Raw genomic sequence first — 25,953 nt, forward strand, 5'->3', positions numbered from 1 at the left:
GACAAGCCTTTTGCTTATGCAAAGGGCTTGTTTTTCTATATTTTCTAAAATACGATGAATGATAGAGCGGTGAATTGTTGTTATGGGCTTGCAACAACTACTATAAATTCATTATCATGGAGACAGACAGACAGACTGACAAGAGAAGGAGTAATGGAAATACATGAATGAAGTAAAGCTTTCAAAACGATTAGAAGAAGTTGTACGTGAAATACCAGTAGGATCTACAGTTGCTGATATTGGATCGGATCATGCGTATTTACCGTGTTATACAATTATAAATAATATTGCTACAAAAGCAGTTGCAGGAGAGGTTGTAGATGGACCATTTCGCTCTGCGCAAGCAACTGTAGCTGAAAGTGGTTTACAAGATAAAGTAGATGTGCGTAAAGGGAATGGATTAGCTGTTATCGCGCCAGGAGAAGTAGATGTAATTACGGTTGCCGGAATGGGCGGAGCGTTAATTCGTGACATTTTAGAAAGTGGTAAAGAGAAATTAGAAGGTGTAACACGTTTAATTTTACAGCCTAATATTGCAGCGCATCATATTCGTGAATGGTTTATTGAGAATGGTTGGGAGCTTATCCATGAAAAAATCGTAAAAGAAGATGGGAAAATTTACGAAATTTTAGTAGGGGAGCGCGGAAATGTTGTAGCGCCTTACTCTGAAAATAAACAAGCTGAATTGTTTATGGGACCATTTTTAATAACAGAAAAAAGTGAAGCCTTCGTTGAAAAATGGGAAGGAGAATTAAAAAACTTCCAAAATATTTTAAAACAGTTAGAACGTGCGGCTGATTCTGAAGAAACAAAAGCGAAGCGTGGGGAAGTAGAAGCGAAAATGAAAATGATAGGGGAGGTTTTATCATGAGTAAAATTCCAAACGGCCATGAAATTATTTCTTTATTTGAAAGTATGTATCCGAAGCATTTGGCAATGGAAGGAGATAAGATTGGTCTGCAGATTGGAGCGCTTAATAAACCCGTGCAGCACGTATTGATTGCGCTAGATGTAACGGAAGAAGTTGTGGATGAAGCAATTCAATTAGGGGCAAATGTCATTATTGCTCATCATCCTTTAATTTTTAACCCGTTAAAAGCGATTCATACAGATAAGGTGTATGGGAAAATTATTGAAAAGTGTATTAAAAATGATATTGCAATCTATGCAGCGCATACAAATGTGGATGTTGCTAAGGGCGGGGTAAATGATTTACTTGCTGAGGCGTTAGGATTGCAAAATACAGAAGTTCTAGCACCGACATATGCAGAAGAAATGAAAAAAGTTGTTGTGTTTGTGCCAGTCACTCATGCAGAAGAAGTAAGGAAAGCATTAGGAGACGCAGGTGCTGGTCATATCGGCAATTATAGCCACTGTACGTTTAGTAGCGAGGGTACAGGCACATTTGTACCTCAAGAGGGGACAAACCCTTATATCGGGGAAACTGGACAGTTAGAACGTGTAGAAGAAGTACGAATCGAAACGATTATTCCAGTTTCATTACAGCGGAAAGTGATTAAAGCAATGGTAACGGCACATCCATATGAAGAAGTAGCATACGATGTGTACCCGCTTGATAATAAAGGTGAAACGTTAGGCCTGGGAAAAATAGGATACTTACAAGAAGAAATGACGCTTGGTCAATTTGCAGAACATGTGAAACAATCATTAGACGTGAATGGGGCAAGAGTTGTCGGTAAGTTAGATGATAAAGTGCGTAAAGTAGCTGTACTTGGTGGAGATGGTAATAAATATATAAACCAAGCGAAATTTAAAGGAGCAGATGTATATGTAACTGGTGACATGTACTATCATGTTGCTCATGATGCGATGATGCTCGGTTTAAATATAGTTGACCCAGGACATAATGTTGAAAAAGTAATGAAACAAGGTGTACAAAAGCAACTGCAAGAAAAAGTGGATGCAAAGAAATTAAATGTTCAAATTCATGCTTCGCAGTTACATACAGATCCATTCACATTTGTATAAGAAAAATAAAAACCGTTGCTCCATTAGGGCAACGGTTTTTATTATTGTTCTTTCTTCACCTTTACGCGAGGTAATATCTTTTGAAGTGGTACTTTTCTAACTCTCTCCCACGTTGTTGGATTCATTGGGTCATATTGCTCTAAGAACGCGATAACTTCTTTTGTAATCGGCGTTGGAGTAGAAGCACCTGCTGTAACAGCTACGTTTTCTACACCTTGTAGCCACTCTAATTGAATTTCGCTTACATCAGCAACTCGATATGCTTTTGTACCCGCGATTTCTTGTGATACTTGTGCTAAGCGATTTGAATTGTTACTTTTCGGATCACCAACAACAATTGTTAAGTCTGCAACATCAGCTTGTTTAGCGACAGCTTCTTGGCGAACTTGAGTAGCTAAACAAATTTCTTTATGGAATTCTGCTGTTGGGAATTTTTTTTGAATGTCCTCCATTAAATGTTGAACATCCCATTGACTCATCGTTGTTTGATTCGTTACTAAAATTTTATCTGTTGGAATTTCTAATGTTTTTAAATCATCGGCTCTTTCGATAAGGTGAACGATGTCAGGTGCAATACCAACTGCACCTTCTGGCTCTGGATGATTTTTTTTACCGATATAAATGACATGATACCCTTCCGCTTTCTTAGCTTCGATAAGGTCATGCGTCTTGGTAACATCTGGGCAAGTGGCATCGATTGTTGTTAAACCTTTTTCTTTTGCGCGTTGTTTAACTTCTGGAGAAACACCGTGTGCTGTGAAAATAACAGTACCAGAATCAATTTTATCTAAAATTTCTAAGCGACTTGGACCGTCTAATGTGATGATTCCATCTTCTTCAAAAGCGTCTGTAACATGTTTATTGTGAACAATCATACCTAAAATATAAATGGGTCTCGGTAATGATTTATCTAATGCAGCGTTACGTGCAATTACCATTGCATCGACAACACCGTAGCAATAACCACGAGGGGAAATTTTAACAATTTTCATATGAGTAATCCTCTCCTTCTAAACAAGGGATACTTTTGTGCATAGTCTTTTACATTATAAAGGAGGAGTGGATAGAAAACAAAGGATTGTTACACATATAGTTTTGGTTTTGTTGCTGTTTGTTGAACTGGTTCTTTCGGTAACTCTTTTTCTATTACAGGTTCAATCACTATTTTCTTTCGTTTTCGTTTCTTTTTTTGAGGTGCAGGAGGCGGACTTTCTACCTCAACTGGCTCTGTTACATTTTCCGTTTGATTTTCTTCCGTACTTTTTCCAGAGGTGAGGATTTTAACAATGCTTGGTAGACTACGCATAATAGGACCATACTGTTCGACGACAGGACCTACAGATTGAACGACTTGGGATACTTTTTCGATGTTGTTTATCATATTAGTAGGATTCGAAATTAAGTTCGAAAAGAAACTGCCGATGCCACTGCTTGCTGTTGCGGCAGCTGTAGTTGCGCCGCCGCGCGTTTCATTTGATTCATACATTTGAGGCGGTATCATTTGCTCAGGATGTTGCTGCATGTATGGTTGATATTGTGGATGTTGCTGCTGATATTGTTGCTGGTATTGCTGCTGATATTGCTGTTGATATTGTGGCGGCGGTGGTGGTTGCTGATGCATCATCAGTTGCCCTTCCATTTGTCGGTAAGGTGGAACCATTTGCATAAAAGGCTCGGTTGGATCGTGTTTTTTAAAAAGCTTAGCAAGAAAACCTTTCTTTTTTTGTGCCATTGGTGGTAGTTGTGGAATTGGATATGGTGTATAAGGTTGCTGCCCTGGATTCGGATACATTTGCCTTGTAGGGGATTTCGGAAACATGTGAGAAATCCTCCTTTCTTCAGTTAGGTATATACACATACAATATGCAATAAAAGGGAAGAAGGTTAGTTTTTGAAGTGAAAACCTAAACTAAAGATGGATTTTACTTGTAGATTTCGATATAATGTAGACTTGGCTGATTTGTGCGCGCAGTAGAAATTTTAGAAAGAAGGTGTAACTTATGACACAACAAACTTTTACACAGTATGATTTTAAACCATTTTTAATAGATGCAGTTCGTGAACTACGCTTTACAGAGCCGACAGGAATTCAGCAGAAAATTTTCCCGGTCGTGAAAAAAGGTGTAAGTGTAATTGGACAATCCCAAACAGGTTCTGGGAAAACACATGCATACTTACTTCCTACATTAAACAGAATTAATGCAAGTCGTGAAGAAGTACAACTTGTTATTACAGCGCCTACTCGTGAGTTAGCACAACAAATTTACGAAGAAATCGTGAAATTAACAAAGTTTTGTGCGGAAGACCAAATGATTACAGCACGTTGTTTAATTGGTGGAACTGATAAACAACGCTCAATTGAAAAGTTGAAAAAACAACCTCATATCGTAGTTGGAACACCAGGACGTATTAAAGATTTAGTAGAAGAGCAAGCATTATTTGTTCATAAAGCAAATACGATTATTGTCGATGAAGCAGACTTAATGCTTGATATGGGATTCATTCATGATGTAGATAAAATTGCAGCACGCATGCCTAAAAACTTGCAAATGTTAGTTTTCTCTGCAACAATTCCTCAAAAACTAAAACCGTTTCTGAAGAAGTATATGGAGAATCCAGAGCATATTCATATCAATCCAAAACAAGTTGCAGCTGGAAACATTGAACACTATTTAGTGCCTTCTAAACATCGTAATAAAATTGATTTAGTGCATAAAATGCTACTTCAATTTAAACCGTATTTAGCAGTTGTTTTCACGAATACGAAAAAGATGGCAGACCAAGTTGCTGATGGATTAATGGAACGTGGCTTGAAAGTTGGACGAATTCACGGGGATTTATCACCACGTGATCGTAAAAAAATGATGAAACAAATTCGTGACCTTGAATTCCAATATATTGTTGCGACTGATTTAGCAGCACGTGGTATTGATATTGAAGGGATTAGCCATGTTATTAACTATGAGCTACCATCAGATTTAGATTTCTTCGTTCACCGCGTTGGAAGAACAGCACGTGCGGGGCATTCTGGTATTGCAGTGACGATATATGATCCAGCAAACGAAGAAGCGTTAGATAGTTTAGAAAAACAACGTCATATTGAGTTCAAGCATGTAGATTTACGCGGAGATGAGTGGGCCGATTTAGGTGAGCGTCGTCGTCGTAAGAGCCGTAAAAAACCAAATGACGAACTTGATGTTATGGCAACGAAAGTTATTAAAAAACCAAAAAAAGTAAAACCAAACTATAAACGTAAACTTGCAACAGAACGTGACAAAGTGAAGAAAAAATATGGCAATAAAAAAAGATAAGGGGTTTCCCTTATCTTTTTTTTATCCCGCTATTTGTGGGAGGTGTAATCAATATGGATAGAAAAGTATTGATTAAAGTTTCACTTAATCCAGCTAATTTAAATGAAAAGTATAGTCTGTATAAATAGTCATATAAATTTGTGTAGTGCATCTTTTGTGAACAAACAATTCACTACATATTTCTACAAATTATGCTATCATTATATCTATTGTATATTGAAGAGGTGATTGTATGTTAAAGATTGGATCTCATGTTTCCATGAGTGGTAAGAAAATGTTATTAGCAGCAAGTGAAGAGGCTGTTTCATACGGTGCAACAACGTTTATGATTTATACAGGTGCACCGCAAAATACACGAAGAAAACCAATTGAAGAATTGAACATAGAAGCAGGAAGAAAACATATGGAGCTGAACGGAATTGAGGAAATTATCGTCCATGCGCCGTATATTATTAATGTTGGGAATACGACGAAGCCAGAAACATTCCAATTAGGAGTAGACTTTCTTCGCATGGAAATTGAAAGAACATCGGCATTAGGTGTAGCGAAACAAATTGTTCTTCACCCAGGAGCGCACGTTGGTGCTGGAGCAGATGCTGGTATTCAACAAATTATTAAAGGGCTTAATGAAGTATTAACGCCAGAACAGACGGTTAACATTGCGTTAGAGACGATGGCAGGAAAAGGAACAGAATGCGGTCGTAGCTTTGAAGAAATTGCAAAAATTATTGATGGTGTAAAATATAATGAAAAGCTATCTGTATGCTTCGATACATGTCATACGCATGATGCAGGATATGATATTGTAAATGACTTTGACGGCGTATTAAACGAATTTGATAAGATCGTTGGTATAGATCGTTTACAAGTACTTCATATTAATGATAGTAAAAATGTACGCGGAGCAGGAAAAGACCGTCATGAAAACATTGGATTTGGTCACATTGGGTATAAAGCATTGCATCACATTGTACATCATCCACAGTTAATGCATGTACCAAAAATTCTTGAAACACCGTATGTAGGGGAAGATAAAAAAGATAAGAAGCCACCATACAAATTGGAAATTGAAATGCTGAAAAACGGCACTTTTGATGAAGGGCTTCTTGAAAAAATTAAAGCGCAATAAGGAGGGGGAAATCCCCTCCTTATTTTAGTAGTTGCTGAAATAATGTATTTACTTGTTGGGCAGTGGCAGGGGAAGTTACTTTTGCGATTTGTTTTAAGAGCTCTAGTCGCTCGTTGTTATCGTAAATATTAATATTTTTACCCTTCATAAGTAAAACGATTTGATCAGCTTGTGCGGCTGTAATGGGAACTTCATATTCTTTGCTATATTTTAATAACTCTTTTGTAGAAATATGATTTAATTTTTTATTAACAATTTGTTTAATGAGGTTCATCTTATTATCCTCCTTCACGCGTTCTTCTATCGAAATATATGAGCATATAGCTTGTACATATTCGTATGGAGTTTCTTTTTTCATGAGGAAAAGAAGCGTATGTTATAATATAAGGACAAAACTACAGAAAAAGAGTAAAGGGAGGACTTATGGAGCAAAAGCAACATCGAAAAGAAAGTGTTATTCATCTCATTTATCGTTTAGTTATGATTATTTTTGGAGCAGCATGCGCGGCGGTAGCAATTGAACTATTTTTAATGCCAAATAAAATTATTGATGGTGGAATTATTGGTATTTCTCTTATATTAGATTATCTTACTCCTAACATTTGGTGGTTAAGTTTTTCTACTTTAGTCGTTGTTCTCAATATCCCATTTATGTATTCCGGTTATAAGCAAATTGGAAAAACATTTATGTTATCTTCGACATTTGGTATTGTAGCGTTAGCTTTCATTGAGTCAACGTTACATGCGGTACCACCATTTACAACAGAACCTATTTTAGCGACAGTGTTTGGTGGTCTTATTTTAGGTCTTGGTGTAGGACTTGTAATTCGTCATGGTGGATCGCTAGATGGAACTGAAATTATGGGGATTTTATTAACGAAGAAATTACCGTTCTCTGTTGGTGAATTCGTAATGTTTGTGAACTTATTTATTTTTGCATGGGCAGCATTTGTGTTTGGTGTGGAACAAGCGATGTATTCTGTTATGACGTACTATATCGCATTTAAAACGATCGATACAGTAATTCAAGGGCTAGATGAAACGAAGGCGGTTTTAATTGTATCTGATCAATATGAGGAAGTATCAAACGCGATTTTGCATCGTCTTGGCCGTGGAACTACAAAGCTTGTAGCGAAAGGTGGTTACACGGATAAAGAAAAAGAAGTTATTTATGCAGTTGTAACGCGTCTAGAAGTGACGAAGTTAAAATCAATTGTGCATGAAATTGATGAAAATGCGTTTGTTACGATTATGAGCACGCAAGAGACAAATGGTGGTAAGTTTAAATCGGCTATTCACTAAAAAGTTTATAGGAATATTTTTCGAAAGCAGAGAATTTTTCTCTGCTTTTTGTTATAATAGTAAGGTTTCTTGAAAAAATAGATATATTTTAGGCAGATTGGTTTACAACTATAATAAGCTGTACTATAATTCAAATAGATATAAATCGGAATCATTCTGAATTAAAATAGGTGAGATGCTATGAATAATATATTAGAAATTGAAGGTTTAACATTCCGATACGAAGATCGGAATGTGTTAGAAAATATTAATTTGCAAGTTCCGAAGGGAGCTTTTTTAGGTTTAGTGGGACCGAATGGTTCAGGTAAATCAACTCTACTTAAGTGTTTATTAGGTGTTTTAAAGCCAAAAGAAGGAAGCATTCGCGTGTTTGGCGTTGATAGTAAGAAGTTTAAGGAATGGAACAAAGTTGGTTATGTATCCCAAAAGGCAAATAGTTTCAATTCTGGTTTTCCAGCAACTGTTTCTGAAGTTGTGTCAATGGGACTTGTTTCGAAAAAAGGGCTTTTTCGCTTTTTCACAAAAGAGGATAAGAAAAAGGTAGAAAAAGCAATTGCTGATGTAGGGATGAGTGAGTTTCAAGGTCGTAACATTGGAGAGCTTTCTGGTGGACAGCAACAGCGTGTATTTATTGCTCGTGCGCTCGTTAGTGATCCTGAATTGCTTATTTTGGACGAGCCTACTGTTGGAATCGATGTAAAAAATGTGGAAAGTTTTTACGAAATATTAGAGGATTTAAACAAAAGGCTCGGGATCACATTAATTCTTGTTACTCATGATATGGGAGCTGTTACTGAAAAAGTAACACATGTTGCATGCCTAAACCAACATCTACATTTCCATGGAAATGTAGAGAAGTTCCGAGAGTTAGAAGATGCAGAAATGTCCGTCTTATATGGACATCATGTTCATCGTTTAGAACACGAACATGAGCATCACGGGAGGATATAATGATACAAGATTTTTTACAATATGACTTTTTACGTAATTCTTTATACGCAGGTATTTTAATTGGACTTGTTGCACCGCTAATTGGTGTGTTTGTTGTTATTCGTCGTTTATCTCTTATTGCGGATGCATTAAGTCACGTGACGTTATCGGGTATTGCAGCAAGTTTATTACTTGAAAAAACCATTTTTACAGGTGGGTTTTTAAACCCCTTATATATGGGGATGATTTTCTCGATTGGTGGAGCGCTACTAATCGAAAAGTTACGAACTGTATATAAGCACTATCAAGAATTAGCAATTCCAATTATCCTTTCGGCAGGGATGGGGGTTGGAGTTATTTTCATTTCACTTGCAAATGGATTTAACACAGACTTATTTAGTTATTTATTTGGTAGTGTCAGTGCTGTAACAAGTACAGATTTAATTATTATTGGGATTGTAGCAATTGTTGTTGTTGCGACAATTATTTTATTATATAAAGAGCTGTTTCTATTATCATTCGATGAGGAATACGCAGTATCAACTGGTTTAAGAGCGAAATGGATTCACTTTATTTTCATTATATTAGTTGCTCTTGTCATTGCAGTATCAATGCGTGTAGTGGGGGTTCTTCTTGTATCATCATTAATGACGTTACCAGTTGCAGCAAGTATTCGTATTGCTAAAGGATTTAAACAAACAATTTTCTTTTCCATTTTATTCGGTGAAATTGCAGTAATTGGTGGAATGTTTGCTTCGTATCAACTTGATCTAGCGCCAGGTGGTACAATTGTTATGATAGCAGTTCTTATTTTAATCGGTGCGATTTTATGGAAGAAGAAAAAAACTGCATAAAGTAGGGATAGGTATGAATCTAACAGAAGCTTTACGCCTAATGAAAGAAAAAGGATACAAACATACTGGAAAAAGAGAAGAGATGCTCAGATTATTTGCAGCACATAATCGTTATTTAACTGCGAAAGACGTTTTAGAGCATATGAAGGACGATTATCCAGGACTTAGTTTTGATACGATTTATCGTAACTTAACAGTTTTTGCTGAGATTGGTGTTTTAGAACAAACGGAATTAAATGGTGAAAAACATTTTCGTTTTACTTGTTCTATTATGGAACATCATCATCATTTTATTTGTTTGGATTGTGGGGGAACGAAAGAGATTACTTCCTGCCCAATGGATTTTATGAATAAAGATTTTACCGGTTATGAAGTAACGGGTCATAAGTTTGAAATATATGGTCGTTGTCCAAAATGTGCAAAGTAAAAGCTCGTCGGTTAAACTGACGAGCTTTTTTACGTAGAAAAGAAGGTTGCTCACAAATATTGTGGCAACCTTCTTTTTATTGTTCTTGTGTCTCTTTTTCTTTTTCTCGCTCAGCAGCCATTTCAGCAGCAATTACGTCGATCTCTTTTTTCAGTTCTTCTACCATTGTTTCTTCTGGTACTTTACGAACGACTTGCCCTTTACGGAATAATAATCCCTCTCCACGTGCACCGGCAATACCGATATCAGCTTCACGAGCTTCACCAGGGCCATTTACAGCGCAACCAAGTACTGCAACTTTAATTGGTACTTGAAGTGTAGAGATGTATTCTTCCACTTCGTTAGCGATGCTAATTAAATCGATTTCAATACGACCACAAGTTGGACAAGAGATAAGTGTTGCTGCGTTAGACGCAAGACCGAATGATTTTAATAGTTCACGAGCAACTTTTACTTCTTCAACTGGATCAGCACTTAATGAAATACGTAGTGTATTTCCGATACCTTTATTTAAGATTGCTCCAAGACCAGCAGCACTTTTTACAGTTCCGGCAAACAATGTTCCGGACTCTGTAATACCTAAATGTAATGGATAATCAAAAGCACGAGCAGCTTTCTCGTATGCTTCAATTGCTAAGTTAACATCAGAGGCTTTCATAGATACGATAATATCGTGGAAATCTAAGTCCTCTAAAATTTTAATATGATGTAGCGCACTCTCAACCATACCATCTGCAGTTGGGTACCCGTACTTTTCTAAAATGTGACGCTCTAATGAACCAGCGTTTACACCAATACGGATTGGAATACCGCGCTCTTTTGCTGCATTTACAACAGCTTCTACTTTATGGCGACGACCAATGTTACCTGGATTGATACGTACTTTATCGATGCCACCTTCAATTGCTTTTAAAGCAAGGCGATAATCAAAATGAATATCAGCAACAAGTGGAATGTTGATTTGTTTTTTTATATCAGCAATAGCATCTGCTGCGCGTTCATCTGGAACGGCAACGCGGACGACTTGACAGCCGGCTTCTTCTAAACGCTTAATTTCAGCAACTGTTGCTTCAACATCATGTGTTTTTGTTGTTGTCATACTTTGTATAATTAATTCATTATTACCGCCGATTGTTAAATTACCGACTTTAACTGGACGTGTTTTTGTACGATGAGTCATTTCATTCACGAATAGATCGCTCTCCTTATAAAAGAAGTTTCTTATTTAGTCCCTCATATCAATGATAGTATACGTGATATAGGGCTATAGAAACCGAAGTACTCGGTTTCACTTTTACTATTGTATCAGCGCCTTTATGTAATTGACAAGGATTAAGTGATAGCTTATTGATATAAGGGGAATTTATAAGACTTTCCAATTTGTATTTTTGTAGCAGATGTACTTTTGTTTAATTGTTTAAAGTCGTCAATGACTTTTTCTATGGAAGGAATTTTTTTCTTGTTAATTTGTTCTGTAATAGAAAGAACTGTCTCACCAGTTTTTACTTCAATTGTTTTATAAGATACATCCGTTTCTTTTTCTGTTTTGTTCTCTTTATTTTGTTGACTGTCTGTGTTTTCTTTTTTAATCGTTTGAGCAGCAGTTGTTTTTTTATATGAACTTAACATCGGTAAAGTACCGATTTTTATATCGTAATAAAATATATAACCGAGAACAAGCACGAATAGGAATATACCTAATCTCTTCATATTCTTCACTCCTTTGCTAGGAATATATGCTTGTCCAAAAAAAAAATGCCTATTTAGGCATTTTTTTCGTTCTTATTTTTCTTTTGGTTTTGGAACTTCTTTAATCGTTAAGTACAGAACAATTAAAACAACTGCGATATAGATGAATGTTGATCCAGGTACGACAATCTTACATGCATCCATAATCATAAAGAAGATTGTTGGGATTGTGTAGCTGTATGCAGTTAGTGTCCAAACTTGTTTATAGGATAGTTTACGTTGACCGCTCATAGCAGAACCGATGAACGCAAGTAAAGTCACGCCTACAAAAGTGATGAATAATTGGAATAGGTACACTAAGAATCCAATAACAAATAATAAAATCGGATAAATATTATCGAATAAAGAAATAAATTCTTGTAGATCTTTTTTCTCAAGAGATGCACCTAACAAATCGTTATAAGAATACGTTTGTGTTTGACCATTTCCCATAGAGACTACTTTATCTTTTAAAACAAATAAACCTGTTTTATTTTGATATTTTTCTAGGTCTGTTGAATTTGGATCAAATACGAAAAGTGCATTTCCTTCTTCTTTTTCAATAGGTTGATCAATATCGGCTTTTAGTTCGCCATTTTCAATTTTAAAATCAGGTAAATCTTTATCGATGACTTGATTTACCATGCTTACACCATCTTGGATAAAACTACCGTACAAAAAAGTTCTTGGAATAGTAGTAATTAAGCAAAGTAGCATAATATACAAAATGGTTTTACCGATTTTTTGAAAACGGAATAGCGCCATATCTTTAGGCGAGTATATGCTTTTTACGAATTGGGTAAATATGGACATAGATTCACTTCCTTTATGTATGTATAAAATCATTGTAACGTAGTAATCTAGAGAATCTCAAGATATATTATATTTACATATAGTGGAGATAACTAAATTTCTTTTTATTAACTTTCTTCTTTTAAATAAGAAAAATACAATTGACACTTTTCTTTTCTATATGGTAAATTTATCTTACCTTTCTTAAAGGGCATATCCGATAGGAATTCCTTTATTTGATATGTTGTTACATACATAATTGTGGACCCTTAGCTCAGCTGGTTAGAGCAGACGGCTCATAACCGTCCGGTCGTAGGTTCGAGTCCTACAGGGTCCATATCCATTTCGCATGTTTATTATGTTAGCAGGAAGCTTCCTTGTAGAAGGAAGCTTTTTTTACGGAATATATGAGCATTTTAATTGAAAAGAAGTGGGAATTTTGCTACTTTAATGATAGCAAGACAATGTGATTTATTTGTTTGCACCCTATGGCAATTAGGGTAGAATGAAGTTGTATGTCACTTAAGTGGCAATACATAAACTGGGAGGAATATAACAATGGCAAAACACGAATTACCAAATTTACCTTATGCGTATGATGCTTTAGAGCCTCACTTTGACAAAGAAACAATGAACATCCATCATACAAAACATCACAACACGTACATTACAAACTTAAACGCTGCTTTAGAAGGTCATGCAGAATTAGCTGACAAAAGCGTAGAAGAATTAGTTGCAAACTTAAACGAAGTACCAGAAGCAATCCGTACAGCAGTACGTAACAATGGTGGCGGACATGCTAACCATACATTCTTCTGGACAATCCTATCTCCAAACGGCGGAGGACAACCTGTAGGTGAACTTGCAACTGCAATTGAAGCAAAATTCGGTAGCTTCGATGCATTCAAAGAAGAATTCGCAAAAGCTGGCGCAACTCGCTTCGGTTCTGGTTGGGCTTGGTTAGTAGTAAACAATGGTGAGTTAGAAGTAACAAGCACTCCAAACCAAGATTCTCCTTTAACTGAAGGTAAAACGCCAGTTATCGGTTTAGATGTTTGGGAGCATGCTTACTACTTAAACTACCAAAACCGTCGTCCAGACTACATCGGTGCATTCTGGAACGTTGTAGATTGGAACGCTGCTGAAAAACGTTACCAAGAAGCAAAATAATCGTAATAAATATAGAAAAAGCTAGGGGAGAGCCCCTAGCTTTTTTCTATGCTTTCCTTTTACATAATTGGGCTTGTCTTTGGAAGACTAGAACATGAAGTAAAGGAGAGTTGTGTATGAAATGGAAACATATAATTGGTGACGTTGAAGTGAATCGGGATTTAGTGTTATTGCTCCTTATAGGAGGTTTATACACGCTCGCAATTTCTTTATCGAATACGTTTGTAAATATTTATTTATGGAAACAAACACAAAATTATGTGAATCTTGGCTTGTATAATTTAGCCAGCGTGGTATTACAGCCTCTCACATTTCTTGTAGGGGGGAAATTAGCGAAACGTATCGATCGCTCGATTTTATTACGAATAGGGGTAGGAACGCTCGCAATTTTTTTTATCGTTGTCTTAGTAGCAGGAAAAAGTGCTTCTCAGTATATTTTATTAATGGGGGCTCTTTTAGGAGTAGGATACGGTTTTTACTGGTTGGCTTTTAACTTATTGACATTTGAAATTACGGAACCAGAAACAAGAGATTTCTTTAATGGGTTTCTTGGACTTCTTACATCCTTCTCTGGAATGATCGGACCAATAGCAGCAGGATACACAATTTCACGTATGGAGAAATGGAGTGGTTATACTGTTATATTCTTTCTTTCATTAGTTCTATTTGCAATTGCTGTCGTCTTAAGCTTCTTTTTATCTAAAAGAGAATGTGAAGGGCGTTATGAAATCGTGCAAGTATTGAAAGAACGACGGATTGATAAAAATTGGGGAAAGATTACACGAGCTCATTTTTTCCAAGGATTGAGAGAAGGAACGTTTATTTTTGTCATTTCAGTATATGTTTATTTAGCAACTAATAGTGAGTTCGCATTAGGGAAATACAGTTTAGTGAACTCTGCTGTATCCTTTGTATGTTATTACTTAGTTGCTCGTATGTTAAAGAAGGAGTGGCGAAAAAAAGCAATTTTACTTGGAGGCATTATTTTATATGCTGTCGTCTTTTTAGTTATTTTCAATGTTACATACACGAAATTACTTATTTATGCGGCATGTATTGCAATTGCATATCCTATTTTACTTGTTCCGTACGGATCAATGACATATGACGTAATTGGTAGAGCAAAAAATGCGAGAGAATGGCGTGTGGAATATGTCGTTGTTCGGGAGCTGTGGTTAAACGCCGGAAGAATCTGTTCCATTTTAAGTTTTTTATGTGCTGTACTATTCTTTCCACCTGAAAAAAGTTTACCTTACTTATTATGTATTTTAGGTGCTGGACATTTTCTTATTTATTTTGCAGTTAAAAATGTCAAATATGATGAGGGAAATGCGAGTAAAACAAGTGTTGTAACGCAAGGGAACGCGCAAAACCAAACTGAACCAGAAGGTTAACTTCTCGTTTGTTTTATGCTAGAATAGAAAAAGATGTAAGACAGCAGTGAGGACACCTGTATGAAGGTGTCCCTTTCACATTACATAGCTGTTGGTAGAGGGGGTTTGTATGAGCAAGAAGCAGAAGCAAAATAAGAAAAAGACCCACGTTCCTTTTCGATTAAACGTGTTGTTTTTCTGCGTGTTTTTAATGTTCTCCGCGGTTATTGTAAGGCTCGGATATGTACAAATTGTTCGCGGTGAAGAATATAAGAATGAAGTGGAGAAGAAAGAAAACTCAACGATAAGTAATCCTGTACCGCGTGGGAAAATATTTGACCGTTATGGGCGACCTGTAGTAGATAATGCAGCCGTTCGTACTATTACATTTACAAAAATGAAAGGATCAACTGCAGAAGATCGCTTAGAAACAGCGAAAAAGCTAGCAGATTTGATTGAAGTACCGACAGATAAATTAACAGATCGTGATAAAAAAGATTATTGGCTTGCTATGCATAAAGAGGAAGCTAAAGAAAAAGTTACGAATAAAGATCGTCAAGAGTTTAAAGATAAAAAAATTGATGATAAAGAATTAGACGAGCGTCAGCGAAGTCGTGTAACAGAAGAAGAGATTAATCAATTATCCGCAAAAGATCTAGAAATACTCGCGATTAAGAGTAAGATGGACGGCGGATATGCAATGACACCTCAAGTTATTAAAAAGGATGCTACAGAAAAGGAATATTCGATTATTAGTGAAAACCTAGCAGCATTACCAGGTGTAGATACGAATGTTGATTGGGAGCGAAAATATACGTACGATGATTTATTCCGAAGTGTACTTGGTGGGGTGTCGACATCTGATGAAGGCTTACCGAGAGAAAGACTAGATTACTATCTTGTTCGTGATTATAATCGAAATGACCGAGTAGGAAAAAGTTATCTTGAACAACAGTATGAAGATAGCCTGCACGGTACGAAAGCAGAAGTTAGAAATGTTACAGATAAAAACGGTAATATTTTAGAAACGATTAATGTATCAAAAGGACAAAGTGGTAATGACCTGAACTTAACAATTGATATGGAATTACAAAAGCGCGTGGAAGATATTCTTGCGAAGAATTTAATGAGGTTTAAAGGAAGCGAACCTCTTTTAGATCGCGCATTTGTTGTAATGATGAACCCAAAAAATGGTGAAGTTTTATCTATGGCGGGGAAACAATTAGTTAACGAAGATGGCCAAACGAAAGTAAATGACTTTGCATTAGGTACCATGACAAGTTCTTATCCGATGGGATCAACTGTAAAAGGTGCAACAGTACTTACTGGATATCAAACTGGTGCGATTCAACCAGGGGCAGTACAATTGGATGAACCAATTAAATTAAAAGGTACACCTACGAAGTCGTCTTGGAAAACGATGGGATACATTAATGACCTTACAGCTTTAAAAATGTCTTCTAACGTTTATATGTTTAAAACAGCGATGAATATCGCCGGTGTTCCATATGTGAGAGGTGGTACGTTAGATATACCTCAAAAAGCATTTGATACGATGCGTTATTATTTCGGACAGTTTGGACTTGGTGTAAAAACAGGAATTGATTTACCGAATGAATCTGCTGGTCAGATGGGTAAGAGTAGTCAACCAGGTTTCTTACTAGATTTATCAATTGGACAGTATGATACGTATACACCGCTTCAATTAGCGCAATATATTTCGACGATTGCCAATGGTGGATATCGTATGCAACCACAAGTTGTAAAAGAAATTCGTCAACCGGCAGTGAAACCAGATGAAGTTGGGAAAGTTGTTCAATCTATGGAACCGAAAGTATTAAATCGTATTGATATGCCGGAATCGCAAATTAAACGTGTTCAAGAAGGATTTAGACAAGTGTATAATGATTCAGGTGGTACAGCTACAAAGTACTTTACAGGTGCAAAATATAAAGCTGCTGGGAAAACTGGTACAGCTCAAACTGTGTATGGTGGAGATAAAGAGATTGGTAGAAATGCAAAAGGTGAACGTGTGGAAACATATAACTTAACATTAGTAGGTTATGCGCCACTTGAAGATCCAGAAGTAGCATTCTCTGTTGTCGTTCCATGGGTACATGATGATAAGACTGGTATTAATGGATATATTGGTCGTGAAATTATGGACGCTTACTTTGATTTGAAAAACAAAGAAGTAAATGGTGAAGCTCCAAAAGATGATAAAGACAATAAAAATAAAGAGCAAGATGATGAATAAAAAAGTTGTAAAAAAGCACACTATCTGAAAAGATAGTGTGCTTTTTTTTATGGTTTATGCATATCGTGTAATAAATGTGGACAAGTATACAACATTGAAAAAACGCGGCCGTATAAATGATACTTGTATATGATGGGATAGGAGATAACTGTTTTATAGGGAAATCATCAGAGGAAATGAATAGCTACTACTGAATTAAAATTGTATCGTATGTTGATTTTTGTGGAACTTTACAAAACTTTTACAAACAATTAAAACCGAATTAATAGTTTAGCAGTATTCTTATATCTGTAATCCTGTTATTTCCGGTTACTTCTAGGAGGAAGAACACGTGAAATGGATGCGTACACCGATTAAGATTTTCGTATTATCAATATGGTTCCTCTGTTTTGAAATGTCTACTGCATTTGCTTTAAATGATACGGGAGAAGTGAGAGTTGATGGATCCTCAACGGTTTTTCCTATTATAGAAGCAGTAGCGGAGGAATATACAAAGGTGCATCCAGACGTGAAAATTTCCATCAGTATTTCTGGAACTGGGGGAGGATTTAATCGTTTCAGTAAAGGAGAAGTAGATATAAATAATGCTTCGAGAGTAATGAAACAAGTCGAGAAAAATGAAATGAAGAAAAACTCTATTCAGTTCACACCTTTTGAGGTTGCTAACGACGGTCTTACGATTGTTGTGAATCGCCATAATACATGGATAGACGATATGTCAGTAGACGAGTTACGACTACTTTGGAGTGAAGATGGAAGAGAGAAGCGATGGTCACAAATTCATTCAACATGGCCACGTGAACAAGTGAAGTTTTATGCACCAGGCGTAGACTCTGGTACGTATGATTATTTTCAAAATGTCATCTTACAAAATCATCGCATTGTAAAAAAAGTCTCTTTGTCTGAAGATGATCAAGTTATTATGCAAGGGGTAATGAATGATAAACATGCCATTGCTTTTGTAGGATATGCTTATTATATGGCTAATCGAGATAAGGTGAAAGCAATAAAAGTAAATGGTGTATTTCCGACGAAAGAGACCATTCAATCAGGTAAGTATAAGCCGTTATCTAGGCCGCTACTTGCTTATGTGAATAATGCATCTATCCGAAATAAAATGAATGTAGCAAACTATGTTGAGTTTATGATTCAGCATGTCGGTAACCTCGCTGAAGAGGTCGGGTATGTAAAATTACGAAAAGAAAAATACAATGAACAGCTGCGTATGTTAACAGAAATAAAAAGGTAATGTCGGGGTGGAAAGGGGTTTTCATCTTTGGCTCATAATGACAAAAGTCAAATTACATTTTCTGTACAACATTTGATTGAAAGAAATATAAAGCAAAGAAAAAAAACGCAGCGAATCAATCGAATAGTGCCTTTATTACTAAAAATAATTGCTAGCGTTTCTATTGTGACGACACTTGGAATTGTTTTTACGCTCTCTAATGAAACAATCATGTTTTTTCAAAAAATATCATTATACTCCTTTTTGACGGAGAAAGAATGGTTACCATTTTTTGAAGATCCTAAATTCGGTATATTACCACTTATATGTGGAACGTTCCTTGTAACAGCAATTGCTATGTTTGTAGCAATTCCTATCGGTTTAGCGTGTGCCGTATTTTTAAGCGAATATGCTTCAAATGGTGCACGGAAAATATTAAAGCCGATGTTAGAGCTATTAGCAGGTATCCCGACAATTGTATATGGTTTTTTTGCATTAACAATTGTTACGCCGCTTTTACAAAGGTTTATACCAGATTTACAGTTTTTTAATGCGATTAGTCCAGGAATCGTTATCGGATTTATGATGATGCCTACAGTTGCATCTCTATCTGAAGACGCGATGAGAGCTGTGGCGAAAGGGACGAAAGAAGCTTCATTAGCACTCGGAGCGACGCGGTTTGAAATGGTAAAACAAGTGGTGTTTCCGTCCGCTTTTACAGGGATTATGGCAGCGATTATATTAGCGGCTTCTCGTGCAATTGGTGAAACGATGATTGTTGTAATTGCAGCAGGATCCACACCGAATGTATCGCTTGATCCAACACATTCTATTCAAACGTTAACAGCCTATATTGTGCAAGTAAGTTTAGGTGATGCTCCGCATGGAACGATTACGTATTACAGCATGTATGCTGTAGGTGCAACGTTATTTTTGTTTACTTTTATTATGAACATCATTTCGCAGTCTATTATGCGCCGTTTTAGGAGGATGACATAATATGCGAATGTTGAATCATAAAAAAATACAAAAAAACATGGCATCACGCTTTTTAAAAGATCGAATTTACAAATTGTTATTTTATATAGCAATTTTATTTTCAATGGTAATTTTGTTTTTGTTACTTTTTCAAATTGTTGAAAAAGGTATAAGTTATCTTTCAATAAATTTCTTTACAAATTTCGCTTCACGTAATCCGAAAGAAGCTGGTATTGCTGCAGCTTTGTCAGGGACAATATTATTTATGAGTATTGTTATACCTGTTTCTTTTATATTTGGAGTTGGAACAGCGCTTTATTTAGAGCAATATGCGAAGGAATCTCTATTTAAAAAAATAATAGAGATTAATAATCAAACGTTAGCAGGAGTACCATCCGTTGTATTTGGATTGCTTGGTTTAACTATTTTTGTATATGCTCTTCATTTAGGAGAGAGTATAGTTGCAGCAGCACTGACGATGAGTTTACTCGTTTTACCAACAGTTGTTGTGGCGAGTCAAGAAGCAATTCGATCAGTACCAAGTGTATTATTAGAGGGTTCTTACGGATTAGGTGCTACGAAGTGGCAAACGATGTATCAAATTGTATTGCCATATGCTTTCCCAGGGATTATAACGGGCTGTACGTTAGCGATATCAAGAGCAATTGGAGAAGCTGCACCACTATTAGTTATTGGGGCACTTGCGTTTGCAAATTATGTTCCATTTAGTATGTTTGATAGATTTACAGTTCTACCAATTCAAATTTTTAATTGGATGAGTAGGCCGCAAGAAGAATTTCAGTATGTAGCAGCAGCTGGGATGATTGTTTTGTTAGGTTTGTTGCTATTTATTAATATATTTGTTTTATGGTTACGAAATCGAAAATAAGTTGGAAGTGGATGAAAGGGGAATTCAAATGGTAGCAACAGTAGTAAATGTACAGGTGAAAAACGAAGAGAAAATCGAGACTGCGCCAAAGAAGGTAGTATTTGATACGAAAAACTTAAATTTATGGTATGGGGAAGACCATGCTTTAAAAGATATTAATTTAAGTATTCATGAGAATGAAGTTACAGCCATTATCGGTCCAAGTGGCTGTGGTAAATCAACTTATTTAAAAACATTAAATCGCATGGTAGAGTTAGTACCGATCGTTCGAACTACAGGTGTAATTGAGTATAGAGAACGCAATATATTTGATAAATCATATCCAGTTGAAGAATTAAGAACACATGTAGGAATGGTGTTCCAAAAGCCAAATCCATTTCCAAAATCTATTTATGAAAATGTAGCATACGGTCCAAAAATCCATGGTATTCGTGACAAAAAGACATTAGATGAAATTGTTGAAAAAAGTTTACGTGGAGCAGCGATTTGGGATGAGTTAAAAGATCGTTTGCACGATAATGCATACGGTTTATCTGGTGGACAGCAACAGCGTCTATGCATCGCGCGCTGCTTAGCTATTGAGCCAGACGTTATTTTAATGGATGAGCCAACATCGGCATTAGATCCAATTTCAACATTAAAAGTAGAAGAATTAATTCAAGAGCTAAAGAAAGATTTTAGTATTGTTATCGTAACGCATAATATGCAACAAGCAGCGCGTATTTCAGACAAAACAGCTTTCTTCTTAAGCGGGGAAGTTGTGGAGTATACAGATACAAACAAATTATTTACGACTCCTTCAGATAAGCGTACAGAAGATTATATTACAGGTCGATTTGGTTGATATCGTTTCAAAGCTAAGAGCAAATGCCCTCTTAACAGAGGGCATTTCTTATTTTATCTTACTGTTAATAGAGAAGTAATACTTCTCCTTATCTTAAGGTTTATTACAAGCATAAAAGCCCGATTGATGAGGGTTGATTAAAGTTTCACTTTTATATAATGGCACATAATATTGAGGGGGAAGAAAAATGGTAAGAGAACAGTTTCAAGGTGATTTAAAAGCGTTACAGCAAAAGGTGATCGAGCTTGGAGAATTAGCAAATGCGGCTTTATTGATTGCTATGGAAGGTCTGCATACAAGGGATGTAGAGAAAGCGTTAGAGGTCATTGATGGTGATTACCGCATGGATAATTTAGAAGAGGAAATAAACGATCTTGCGCTTATGCTCATTACGAAGCAGCAACCTGTAGCAAGTGACTTAAGAAGGATTTTTATTTCAATTAAAACAGCGACAGATTTAGAGCGTATTGCAGATCATGCTGTTAATATTGCAAAGGCTACAATTCGTCTTGGGGAAAAAGAAGTGGCTGTTAGTTTGCACAACCTGGATGAAATGTTTGCGGTTGCAAATGAGATGTTGCATTTAGCGTTAGAAGCATATGAACAAGAAAATTTAACTTTTGCGAAACAAATTGCTGAAATGGATGATTCCGTTGATGAAATATATGGAAAAGCAATTCGTGAGTTTATATCTTCGGTTCCGGAACAACCAGAAGCAATTACGCAAATTACACAATTATCATTTGTCGCGAGATATATTGAGCGTGTAGCAGATCATATTACAAATATTGCTGAAAATGTCTTTTATTTAGTAAAAGGAAAGCATTATTTATTGAATGAGTAGGAATTAAAGTAGGTGATGGGAAATCACCTGCTTTTTTTAGTCAAAACATGACAAAAAAAGCTCGTTGTTTCCTTTAGTTTATGATGATAAGATGTATCATAATGTAATGGAAAAATTAGTATATATGTTGGTCGTTAATAAGTATTATTTAACAATTAATAGTAAGCGCTTTCCTGTTGTTTGAAATGTACGTTTTTATAGGTGAGAAATTTAATTATATGGTCTTCTAAATGAGGATTTGTTTAACTAATCAAGTTTATGCTGCTAGTTCATGTGGGATAGGGAATATACATATGGTATATGGAGTTACTGAACATTATATAAGTGGAGGCTGAAGTATATGAAGGGGGTTATTTTAGCTGGAGGAAAAGGAAGACGCCTTAGACCATTAACATGTAATACTCCAAAGCCGATGTTACCATTATTAGAAAAACCAGTTTTAGAATATAATATTGAGTTATTACGTCAGCATGGTATTCGTGAAATTGCAATTACTGTTCAATATATGAGTACGACCATTAAGCAATATTTTGGTGACGGTAGTAAATGGGGAGTTAACTTGTATTATTTTGAAGACTCTCCTCCGCTTGGCACAGCAGGGAGTATTAAACAAGCAGAACAATTTTTAGATGAAACATTTGTTGTGATAAGCGGGGATGCATTAACTGACTTTCAATTATCAGAAGGAATTAGGTTTCATGAACAAAAGAAAAGAATGGTAACAATGTTTGTGAAAGAAGTAGAAAATCCACTCTCATTTGGTTTGGTTGTAATGAATAAAGACCAGGAGGTTACACGATATATAGAAAAGCCGGGCTGGAATGAGGTAGTATCTAATGTTGTGAATACAGGCATATATATTATGGAGCCAGAAATCTTTTCTTACATACCGCCTAGACAATTTTTTGATTTCAGTCATGATGTGTTTCCGTTATTGGCAAACAAAAATGTATTATTCGCATATTTGTCAGAAGGTTATTGGTTAGATATCGGCACATTTAATCAATATCGACAAGCACAATTTGATTTGTTAACGAAAAAGTTACAAGTACCTATTCCTTATACGGAAGTATTACCGATGGTATGGATGGGAGAAGGGGTGACGATTGGTAAAGGGACGAAAATTCATGGCCCCTCTTTTATTGGAGAAGGAGTAAAGATTGGTACAGGAGCTGTAATTGAGCCATATTCTATTATTGGGAAAAATAGTATCGTTTCAAGTTATTCTCATCTTCAAAAAAGTATTGTTTTTGCGAATGCCCACATTGGGAAGTATTGTGAACTATTAGAAACGACAATAGGAGAGCGTACAATAGTTGAAGATGATGTTACACTGTTTCAAAAAAGCGTTGTAGCGGATCACTGTCATATCGGGAGAAGTACGGTAATTAAGCAAAAAGGAAAAGTATGGCCTTATAAGGCGATTGATAGTCATTCGATAGTAGGAGCGGCTGGTATTCAAGAGAGTGAAATGAGTGCAGGGTGGTTACAAAAAAGCCGCATTGTAGGAAGAGGGAATGTTGAAATTACTCCTCAGTTTATCGTAAAGATTGCGATGGCGTATGGTTCTCTTTTTACAAAAGGAGAAAGTATATTAATTGGAAGTCAAGAAAATATAGAAACAACCTCTTATAAAAATTTATTTTTACATGCTATTCATGGTATAGGGATTCATACGATGGAATGTAAAGAAATGAACGAGTCACTTTTTCAATATAGTGTTCATCATTTGCAATGTGCAGGTGGTGTTTTCATTCAAGTGGAGAATGAGAATGAGATTGTTATAAAGTTATACGGTCAAGCTGGCATGCCGTTAACGTATAAGCAGCAAAAAGAGATAGAACAAGTATATATGTCCGAATTGTTTTATTACGTGCATGAGAAAGAAATGGGGCGTAATAAGCTCGCTCATGTTTCTATGAATGAGTATATAGAAGTTATATTGGAGCATATTGATATCGAGAAAATACAGATGCAGAAGTTTCATCTTCTTATTAATAAGAGAAATGATACGTTGCAACATTTACTCATGCTCTTTCTGCAAAGACTTGGTTGTACAGTTACATGGATTTATGCAAGCGAACAAAAAGATCATGTGAAAGCTTTGATGAAATCAAGTAAAGCGAATATGGCTCTTATGTTTTCTGAGCAAGGAAATCATTTCGAGTTATACGATAATCATAGTAATATTTACCAGGGGACAGATTTGGAAGAGGTAGATATTCCAGATTTCTTACTCGAATCGACAGGAAATATTTACCCAATGTCTTTGAAGTTAGGAGAATGTTATCTTCTATTTTATACGCAGGATGAAAGAAAGTCGTTTCAAGTAAGGTGGAAGCGAGATATTTTATATCGGATTGGAAAATTATTTGAGCTAATAGCATTGCAAGGAAAAACGTTCCTCAGCATAGTAGAGCAATCACCTCCGCTCTATTTACTTTATGATGAAGTGGTATGTTCATGGAATGAAAAAGGGGAAATTATGAGGAAATTATTGGATGATATAGAAAGGAAGGGAGAAGGTATATTTGAAGGAGTACAGTTCAAATATACTGAAAAAGAGTGGTCTTATATCGTTTCTGACACAAAACAACCAAAATTTTTGGTGTATTCACATGCTAGAAACCCAGTAATAGCAAGGGAAAACATGAAAAATCTTATAGAAAAAATTAGACAATATCAAAAGGTGTAGAATTTTTATTTTAAAAGTGGTATTATAGTATAGTCTGATTTAAGTTATTAGTACTGGAGGGAAATAAGAATGCGTGTGAATATTACTCTAGCATGTACAGAATGCGGAGATCGTAACTATATCTCAAAGAAAAATAAACGTAACAACGCTGAGCGTATCGAGCTTAAAAAGTATTGCAAGCGTGACAAGAAGTCTACGTTACACCGTGAAACAAAGTAAGCAGTAGGAATATTTTCCTACTGTTTCTTTTTTTATTCGATTCTTATGTTAAAAGTGATACACTATCAGCATAGAGTAAAGTGTCACTGTAAGGGGGAGAATGTGTGAAAGCAGAGAAAGTGCGTTTACGTAAACAAATAATAGAACACATGAATTCTTTATCAGAAGAACAGTATACAACTTTATCAGAACAGATTGCATTTTCGTTGTATGCGCAAAAAGAGTGGGTTGAAGCTAAAACAATTGGAATTACTCTTTCAATGGAAAATGAAGTGAATACATATCCTATTATTGAAAAAGCTTGGGAAGAAGGAAAGAAAGTTGTAGTTCCTAAGTGTAATAAAGGAACAAGAACGATGTCCTTCCGGCAAATTAATAATTTTGATCAATTAGAAACGGTGTATATGAATTTACGTGAACCGATTCCCGGGCTTACGGAAGAAGTGAATATGGATGAAATTGATCTTCAAATTGTCCCAGGCGTAGCTTATACAGAACGAGGAGAGCGAATTGGGTACGGCGGTGGCTATTATGATCGTTATCTCGTGTATTATAAAGGGAAAACGCTATCATTAGCGTATGATTTTCAAATGGTAAAACACATTCCGGTAGAACCATTTGATAAAAACATAGAAAAAATTATTACAGAAAAAGGAACAATGCTTACAAATAAGCTTGTATAGACAAATAAAAATTGACGAGACTTTTTCTTCTTGATTATAATAAAATATGTGAACGTTTTCTTATTATAATTTTTTATAGTAAGTGAGCATAGAGGGTGATGAAATGGTATCCATTTATGATATTCAGCAATTGCTAAAGAAATTTGGTACGATTATTTATACGGGAGATCGAATTGCAGATTTACAATTAATGCAAGATGAATTGCGTGAATTAAATCAATCACAGCTAATCGATCCACAAGACTATCAAACAGCTTTATTTTTATTGAAGCAAGAAATTCAAAAAGAGCTAAATAAGAATTAGATAAAGG

26 protein-coding genes and 1 tRNA gene are annotated in these 25,953 nt (G+C 35.8%); 21 read left to right on the forward strand and 6 right to left on the reverse strand.

The window, feature by feature from the left end; genetic code table 11:
* Nucleotides 1–163 precede the first annotated feature (163 nt).
* Together ACTFRY_RS02935 and ACTFRY_RS02940 are read left to right on the forward strand one after the other, a co-directional pair.
* Entirely contained in the window at nucleotides 164–871 is a 708-nt protein-coding gene (locus ACTFRY_RS02935; protein WP_001006545.1) for a tRNA (adenine(22)-N(1))-methyltransferase, read from the forward strand.
* A complete protein-coding gene (locus ACTFRY_RS02940; protein ID WP_000036234.1) occupies nucleotides 868–1,989 on the forward strand; it encodes a Nif3-like dinuclear metal center hexameric protein in 1,122 nt (373 codons plus the stop codon). Before ACTFRY_RS02935 ends, ACTFRY_RS02940 begins: the two co-directional genes overlap by 4 nt.
* A gap of 41 nt (nucleotides 1,990–2,030) precedes the next feature.
* On the opposite strand, the gene ACTFRY_RS02945 is transcribed toward ACTFRY_RS02940, so the two are convergent.
* Complete coding sequence (locus ACTFRY_RS02945) at nucleotides 2,031–2,981, reverse strand: 4-hydroxy-3-methylbut-2-enyl diphosphate reductase (RefSeq protein WP_000706660.1); 951 nt, start codon at nucleotides 2,979–2,981, stop codon at nucleotides 2,031–2,033.
* 89 nt (nucleotides 2,982–3,070) lie between these two features.
* Nucleotides 3,071–3,808, reverse strand: coding sequence for a YqfQ family protein (locus tag ACTFRY_RS02950; RefSeq protein WP_000484162.1), 738 nt, complete (start codon nucleotides 3,806–3,808; stop codon nucleotides 3,071–3,073).
* A gap of 181 nt (nucleotides 3,809–3,989) precedes the next feature.
* Between ACTFRY_RS02950 and ACTFRY_RS02955 the strand changes: the two genes are divergently transcribed.
* On the forward strand, nucleotides 3,990–5,300 hold the full coding sequence (locus ACTFRY_RS02955) for a DEAD/DEAH box helicase (RefSeq protein WP_000194015.1): 1,311 nt from the start codon (nucleotides 3,990–3,992) through the stop codon (nucleotides 5,298–5,300).
* A gap of 232 nt (nucleotides 5,301–5,532) precedes the next feature.
* The gene (locus ACTFRY_RS02960; RefSeq protein ID WP_000912460.1) at nucleotides 5,533–6,429 is read left to right on the forward strand and encodes a deoxyribonuclease IV; all 897 of its coding nucleotides are present in this window, start codon (nucleotides 5,533–5,535) and stop codon (nucleotides 6,427–6,429) included.
* Between the two features lie 19 nt (nucleotides 6,430–6,448).
* Here the strand turns inward: ACTFRY_RS02960 and ACTFRY_RS02965 are convergent, their stop codons facing one another.
* Nucleotides 6,449–6,703 carry a DUF2624 domain-containing protein gene (locus tag ACTFRY_RS02965; protein WP_001048954.1) on the reverse strand — a complete coding sequence of 85 codons (255 nt, stop codon included), beginning with the start codon at nucleotides 6,701–6,703 and terminating at the stop codon, nucleotides 6,449–6,451.
* A gap of 149 nt (nucleotides 6,704–6,852) precedes the next feature.
* Here ACTFRY_RS02965 and ACTFRY_RS02970 point away from each other — a divergent pair, with 149 nt between their 5' ends.
* The 4 genes from ACTFRY_RS02970 to ACTFRY_RS02985 all read left to right on the forward strand — a co-directional run bounded on the left by ACTFRY_RS02970 (nucleotide 6,853) and on the right by ACTFRY_RS02985 (nucleotide 9,942).
* The gene (locus ACTFRY_RS02970; protein ID WP_000435963.1) at nucleotides 6,853–7,731 is read left to right on the forward strand and encodes a YitT family protein; all 879 of its coding nucleotides are present in this window, start codon (nucleotides 6,853–6,855) and stop codon (nucleotides 7,729–7,731) included.
* Between the two features lie 180 nt (nucleotides 7,732–7,911).
* On the forward strand, nucleotides 7,912–8,682 hold the full coding sequence (locus tag ACTFRY_RS02975; RefSeq protein ID WP_001059662.1) for a metal ABC transporter ATP-binding protein: 771 nt from the start codon (nucleotides 7,912–7,914) through the stop codon (nucleotides 8,680–8,682).
* Nucleotides 8,682–9,515, forward strand: coding sequence for a metal ABC transporter permease (locus ACTFRY_RS02980; protein ID WP_000613815.1), 834 nt, complete (start codon nucleotides 8,682–8,684; stop codon nucleotides 9,513–9,515). The genes ACTFRY_RS02975 and ACTFRY_RS02980 overlap by 1 nt, the downstream gene beginning before the upstream one ends.
* A gap of 13 nt (nucleotides 9,516–9,528) precedes the next feature.
* Nucleotides 9,529–9,942, forward strand: a complete 414-nt coding sequence (locus tag ACTFRY_RS02985) for a Fur family transcriptional regulator (protein WP_001054516.1) — start codon at nucleotides 9,529–9,531, stop codon at nucleotides 9,940–9,942.
* Between the two features lie 76 nt (nucleotides 9,943–10,018).
* Here ACTFRY_RS02985 and ispG read toward each other — a convergent pair whose 3' ends face one another.
* The 3 genes from ispG to yqgB form a co-directional block, all read right to left on the reverse strand.
* Nucleotides 10,019–11,122, reverse strand: coding sequence for a flavodoxin-dependent (E)-4-hydroxy-3-methylbut-2-enyl-diphosphate synthase (gene ispG, locus ACTFRY_RS02990; protein ID WP_153577907.1), 1,104 nt, complete (start codon nucleotides 11,120–11,122; stop codon nucleotides 10,019–10,021).
* Nucleotides 11,123–11,286: 164 nt separating this feature from the next.
* Entirely contained in the window at nucleotides 11,287–11,652 is a 366-nt protein-coding gene (yqfZ, locus tag ACTFRY_RS02995; RefSeq protein ID WP_000825416.1) for a protein YqfZ, read from the reverse strand.
* Nucleotides 11,653–11,724: 72 nt separating this feature from the next.
* Nucleotides 11,725–12,483 carry a protein YqgB gene (yqgB, locus tag ACTFRY_RS03000; protein ID WP_000021900.1) on the reverse strand — a complete coding sequence of 253 codons (759 nt, stop codon included), beginning with the start codon at nucleotides 12,481–12,483 and terminating at the stop codon, nucleotides 11,725–11,727.
* A gap of 242 nt (nucleotides 12,484–12,725) precedes the next feature.
* Between yqgB and ACTFRY_RS03005 the strand changes: the two genes are divergently transcribed.
* From ACTFRY_RS03005 to ACTFRY_RS03065, 13 genes are all read left to right on the forward strand, one after another.
* Nucleotides 12,726–12,799, forward strand: a tRNA-Ile gene (locus tag ACTFRY_RS03005).
* A 221-nt stretch (nucleotides 12,800–13,020) separates the two neighbouring features.
* Entirely contained in the window at nucleotides 13,021–13,632 is a 612-nt protein-coding gene (gene sodA / locus ACTFRY_RS03010; RefSeq protein WP_001052031.1) for a superoxide dismutase [Mn], read from the forward strand.
* 116 nt (nucleotides 13,633–13,748) lie between these two features.
* On the forward strand, nucleotides 13,749–15,026 hold the full coding sequence (locus tag ACTFRY_RS03015; protein WP_000871386.1) for an MFS transporter: 1,278 nt from the start codon (nucleotides 13,749–13,751) through the stop codon (nucleotides 15,024–15,026).
* A gap of 109 nt (nucleotides 15,027–15,135) precedes the next feature.
* Complete coding sequence (locus ACTFRY_RS03020) at nucleotides 15,136–17,262, forward strand: peptidoglycan D,D-transpeptidase FtsI family protein (protein WP_044795893.1); 2,127 nt, start codon at nucleotides 15,136–15,138, stop codon at nucleotides 17,260–17,262.
* A 331-nt stretch (nucleotides 17,263–17,593) separates the two neighbouring features.
* The gene (locus ACTFRY_RS03025) at nucleotides 17,594–18,511 is read left to right on the forward strand and encodes a PstS family phosphate ABC transporter substrate-binding protein (RefSeq protein WP_000871821.1); all 918 of its coding nucleotides are present in this window, start codon (nucleotides 17,594–17,596) and stop codon (nucleotides 18,509–18,511) included.
* Between the two features lie 27 nt (nucleotides 18,512–18,538).
* Entirely contained in the window at nucleotides 18,539–19,489 is a 951-nt protein-coding gene (pstC, locus tag ACTFRY_RS03030) for a phosphate ABC transporter permease subunit PstC (protein WP_098616191.1), read from the forward strand.
* Between the two features lies 1 nt (nucleotide 19,490).
* Nucleotides 19,491–20,357 carry a phosphate ABC transporter permease PstA gene (gene pstA, locus ACTFRY_RS03035; RefSeq protein ID WP_001242564.1) on the forward strand — a complete coding sequence of 289 codons (867 nt, stop codon included), beginning with the start codon at nucleotides 19,491–19,493 and terminating at the stop codon, nucleotides 20,355–20,357.
* 28 nt (nucleotides 20,358–20,385) lie between these two features.
* On the forward strand, nucleotides 20,386–21,201 hold the full coding sequence (gene pstB, locus ACTFRY_RS03040; protein WP_000226681.1) for a phosphate ABC transporter ATP-binding protein: 816 nt from the start codon (nucleotides 20,386–20,388) through the stop codon (nucleotides 21,199–21,201).
* Between the two features lie 187 nt (nucleotides 21,202–21,388).
* On the forward strand, nucleotides 21,389–22,045 hold the full coding sequence (phoU, locus tag ACTFRY_RS03045) for a phosphate signaling complex protein PhoU (protein WP_000251240.1): 657 nt from the start codon (nucleotides 21,389–21,391) through the stop codon (nucleotides 22,043–22,045).
* A gap of 340 nt (nucleotides 22,046–22,385) precedes the next feature.
* Nucleotides 22,386–24,740 (forward strand): sugar phosphate nucleotidyltransferase, encoded by a 2,355-nt coding sequence (locus tag ACTFRY_RS03050; RefSeq protein ID WP_098616192.1) that lies wholly within the window; start codon nucleotides 22,386–22,388, stop codon nucleotides 24,738–24,740.
* A 69-nt stretch (nucleotides 24,741–24,809) separates the two neighbouring features.
* On the forward strand, nucleotides 24,810–24,959 hold the full coding sequence (rpmG, locus tag ACTFRY_RS03055) for a 50S ribosomal protein L33 (protein WP_001265616.1): 150 nt from the start codon (nucleotides 24,810–24,812) through the stop codon (nucleotides 24,957–24,959).
* A gap of 104 nt (nucleotides 24,960–25,063) precedes the next feature.
* Nucleotides 25,064–25,642: a 5-formyltetrahydrofolate cyclo-ligase gene (locus ACTFRY_RS03060; RefSeq protein ID WP_044795894.1), complete on the forward strand. Its 579-nt coding sequence runs from the start codon at nucleotides 25,064–25,066 to the stop codon at nucleotides 25,640–25,642.
* Nucleotides 25,643–25,745: 103 nt separating this feature from the next.
* Nucleotides 25,746–25,946, forward strand: coding sequence for a YqgQ family protein (locus ACTFRY_RS03065; protein ID WP_000253699.1), 201 nt, complete (start codon nucleotides 25,746–25,748; stop codon nucleotides 25,944–25,946).
* Nucleotides 25,947–25,953: the final 7 nt, after the last annotated feature.

It is taken from the genome of Bacillus cereus group sp. MYBK195-1 (genome assembly GCF_051916605.1).
GTDB classification, from domain to species: Bacteria; Bacillota; Bacilli; order Bacillales; family Bacillaceae_G; genus Bacillus_A; species Bacillus_A cereus.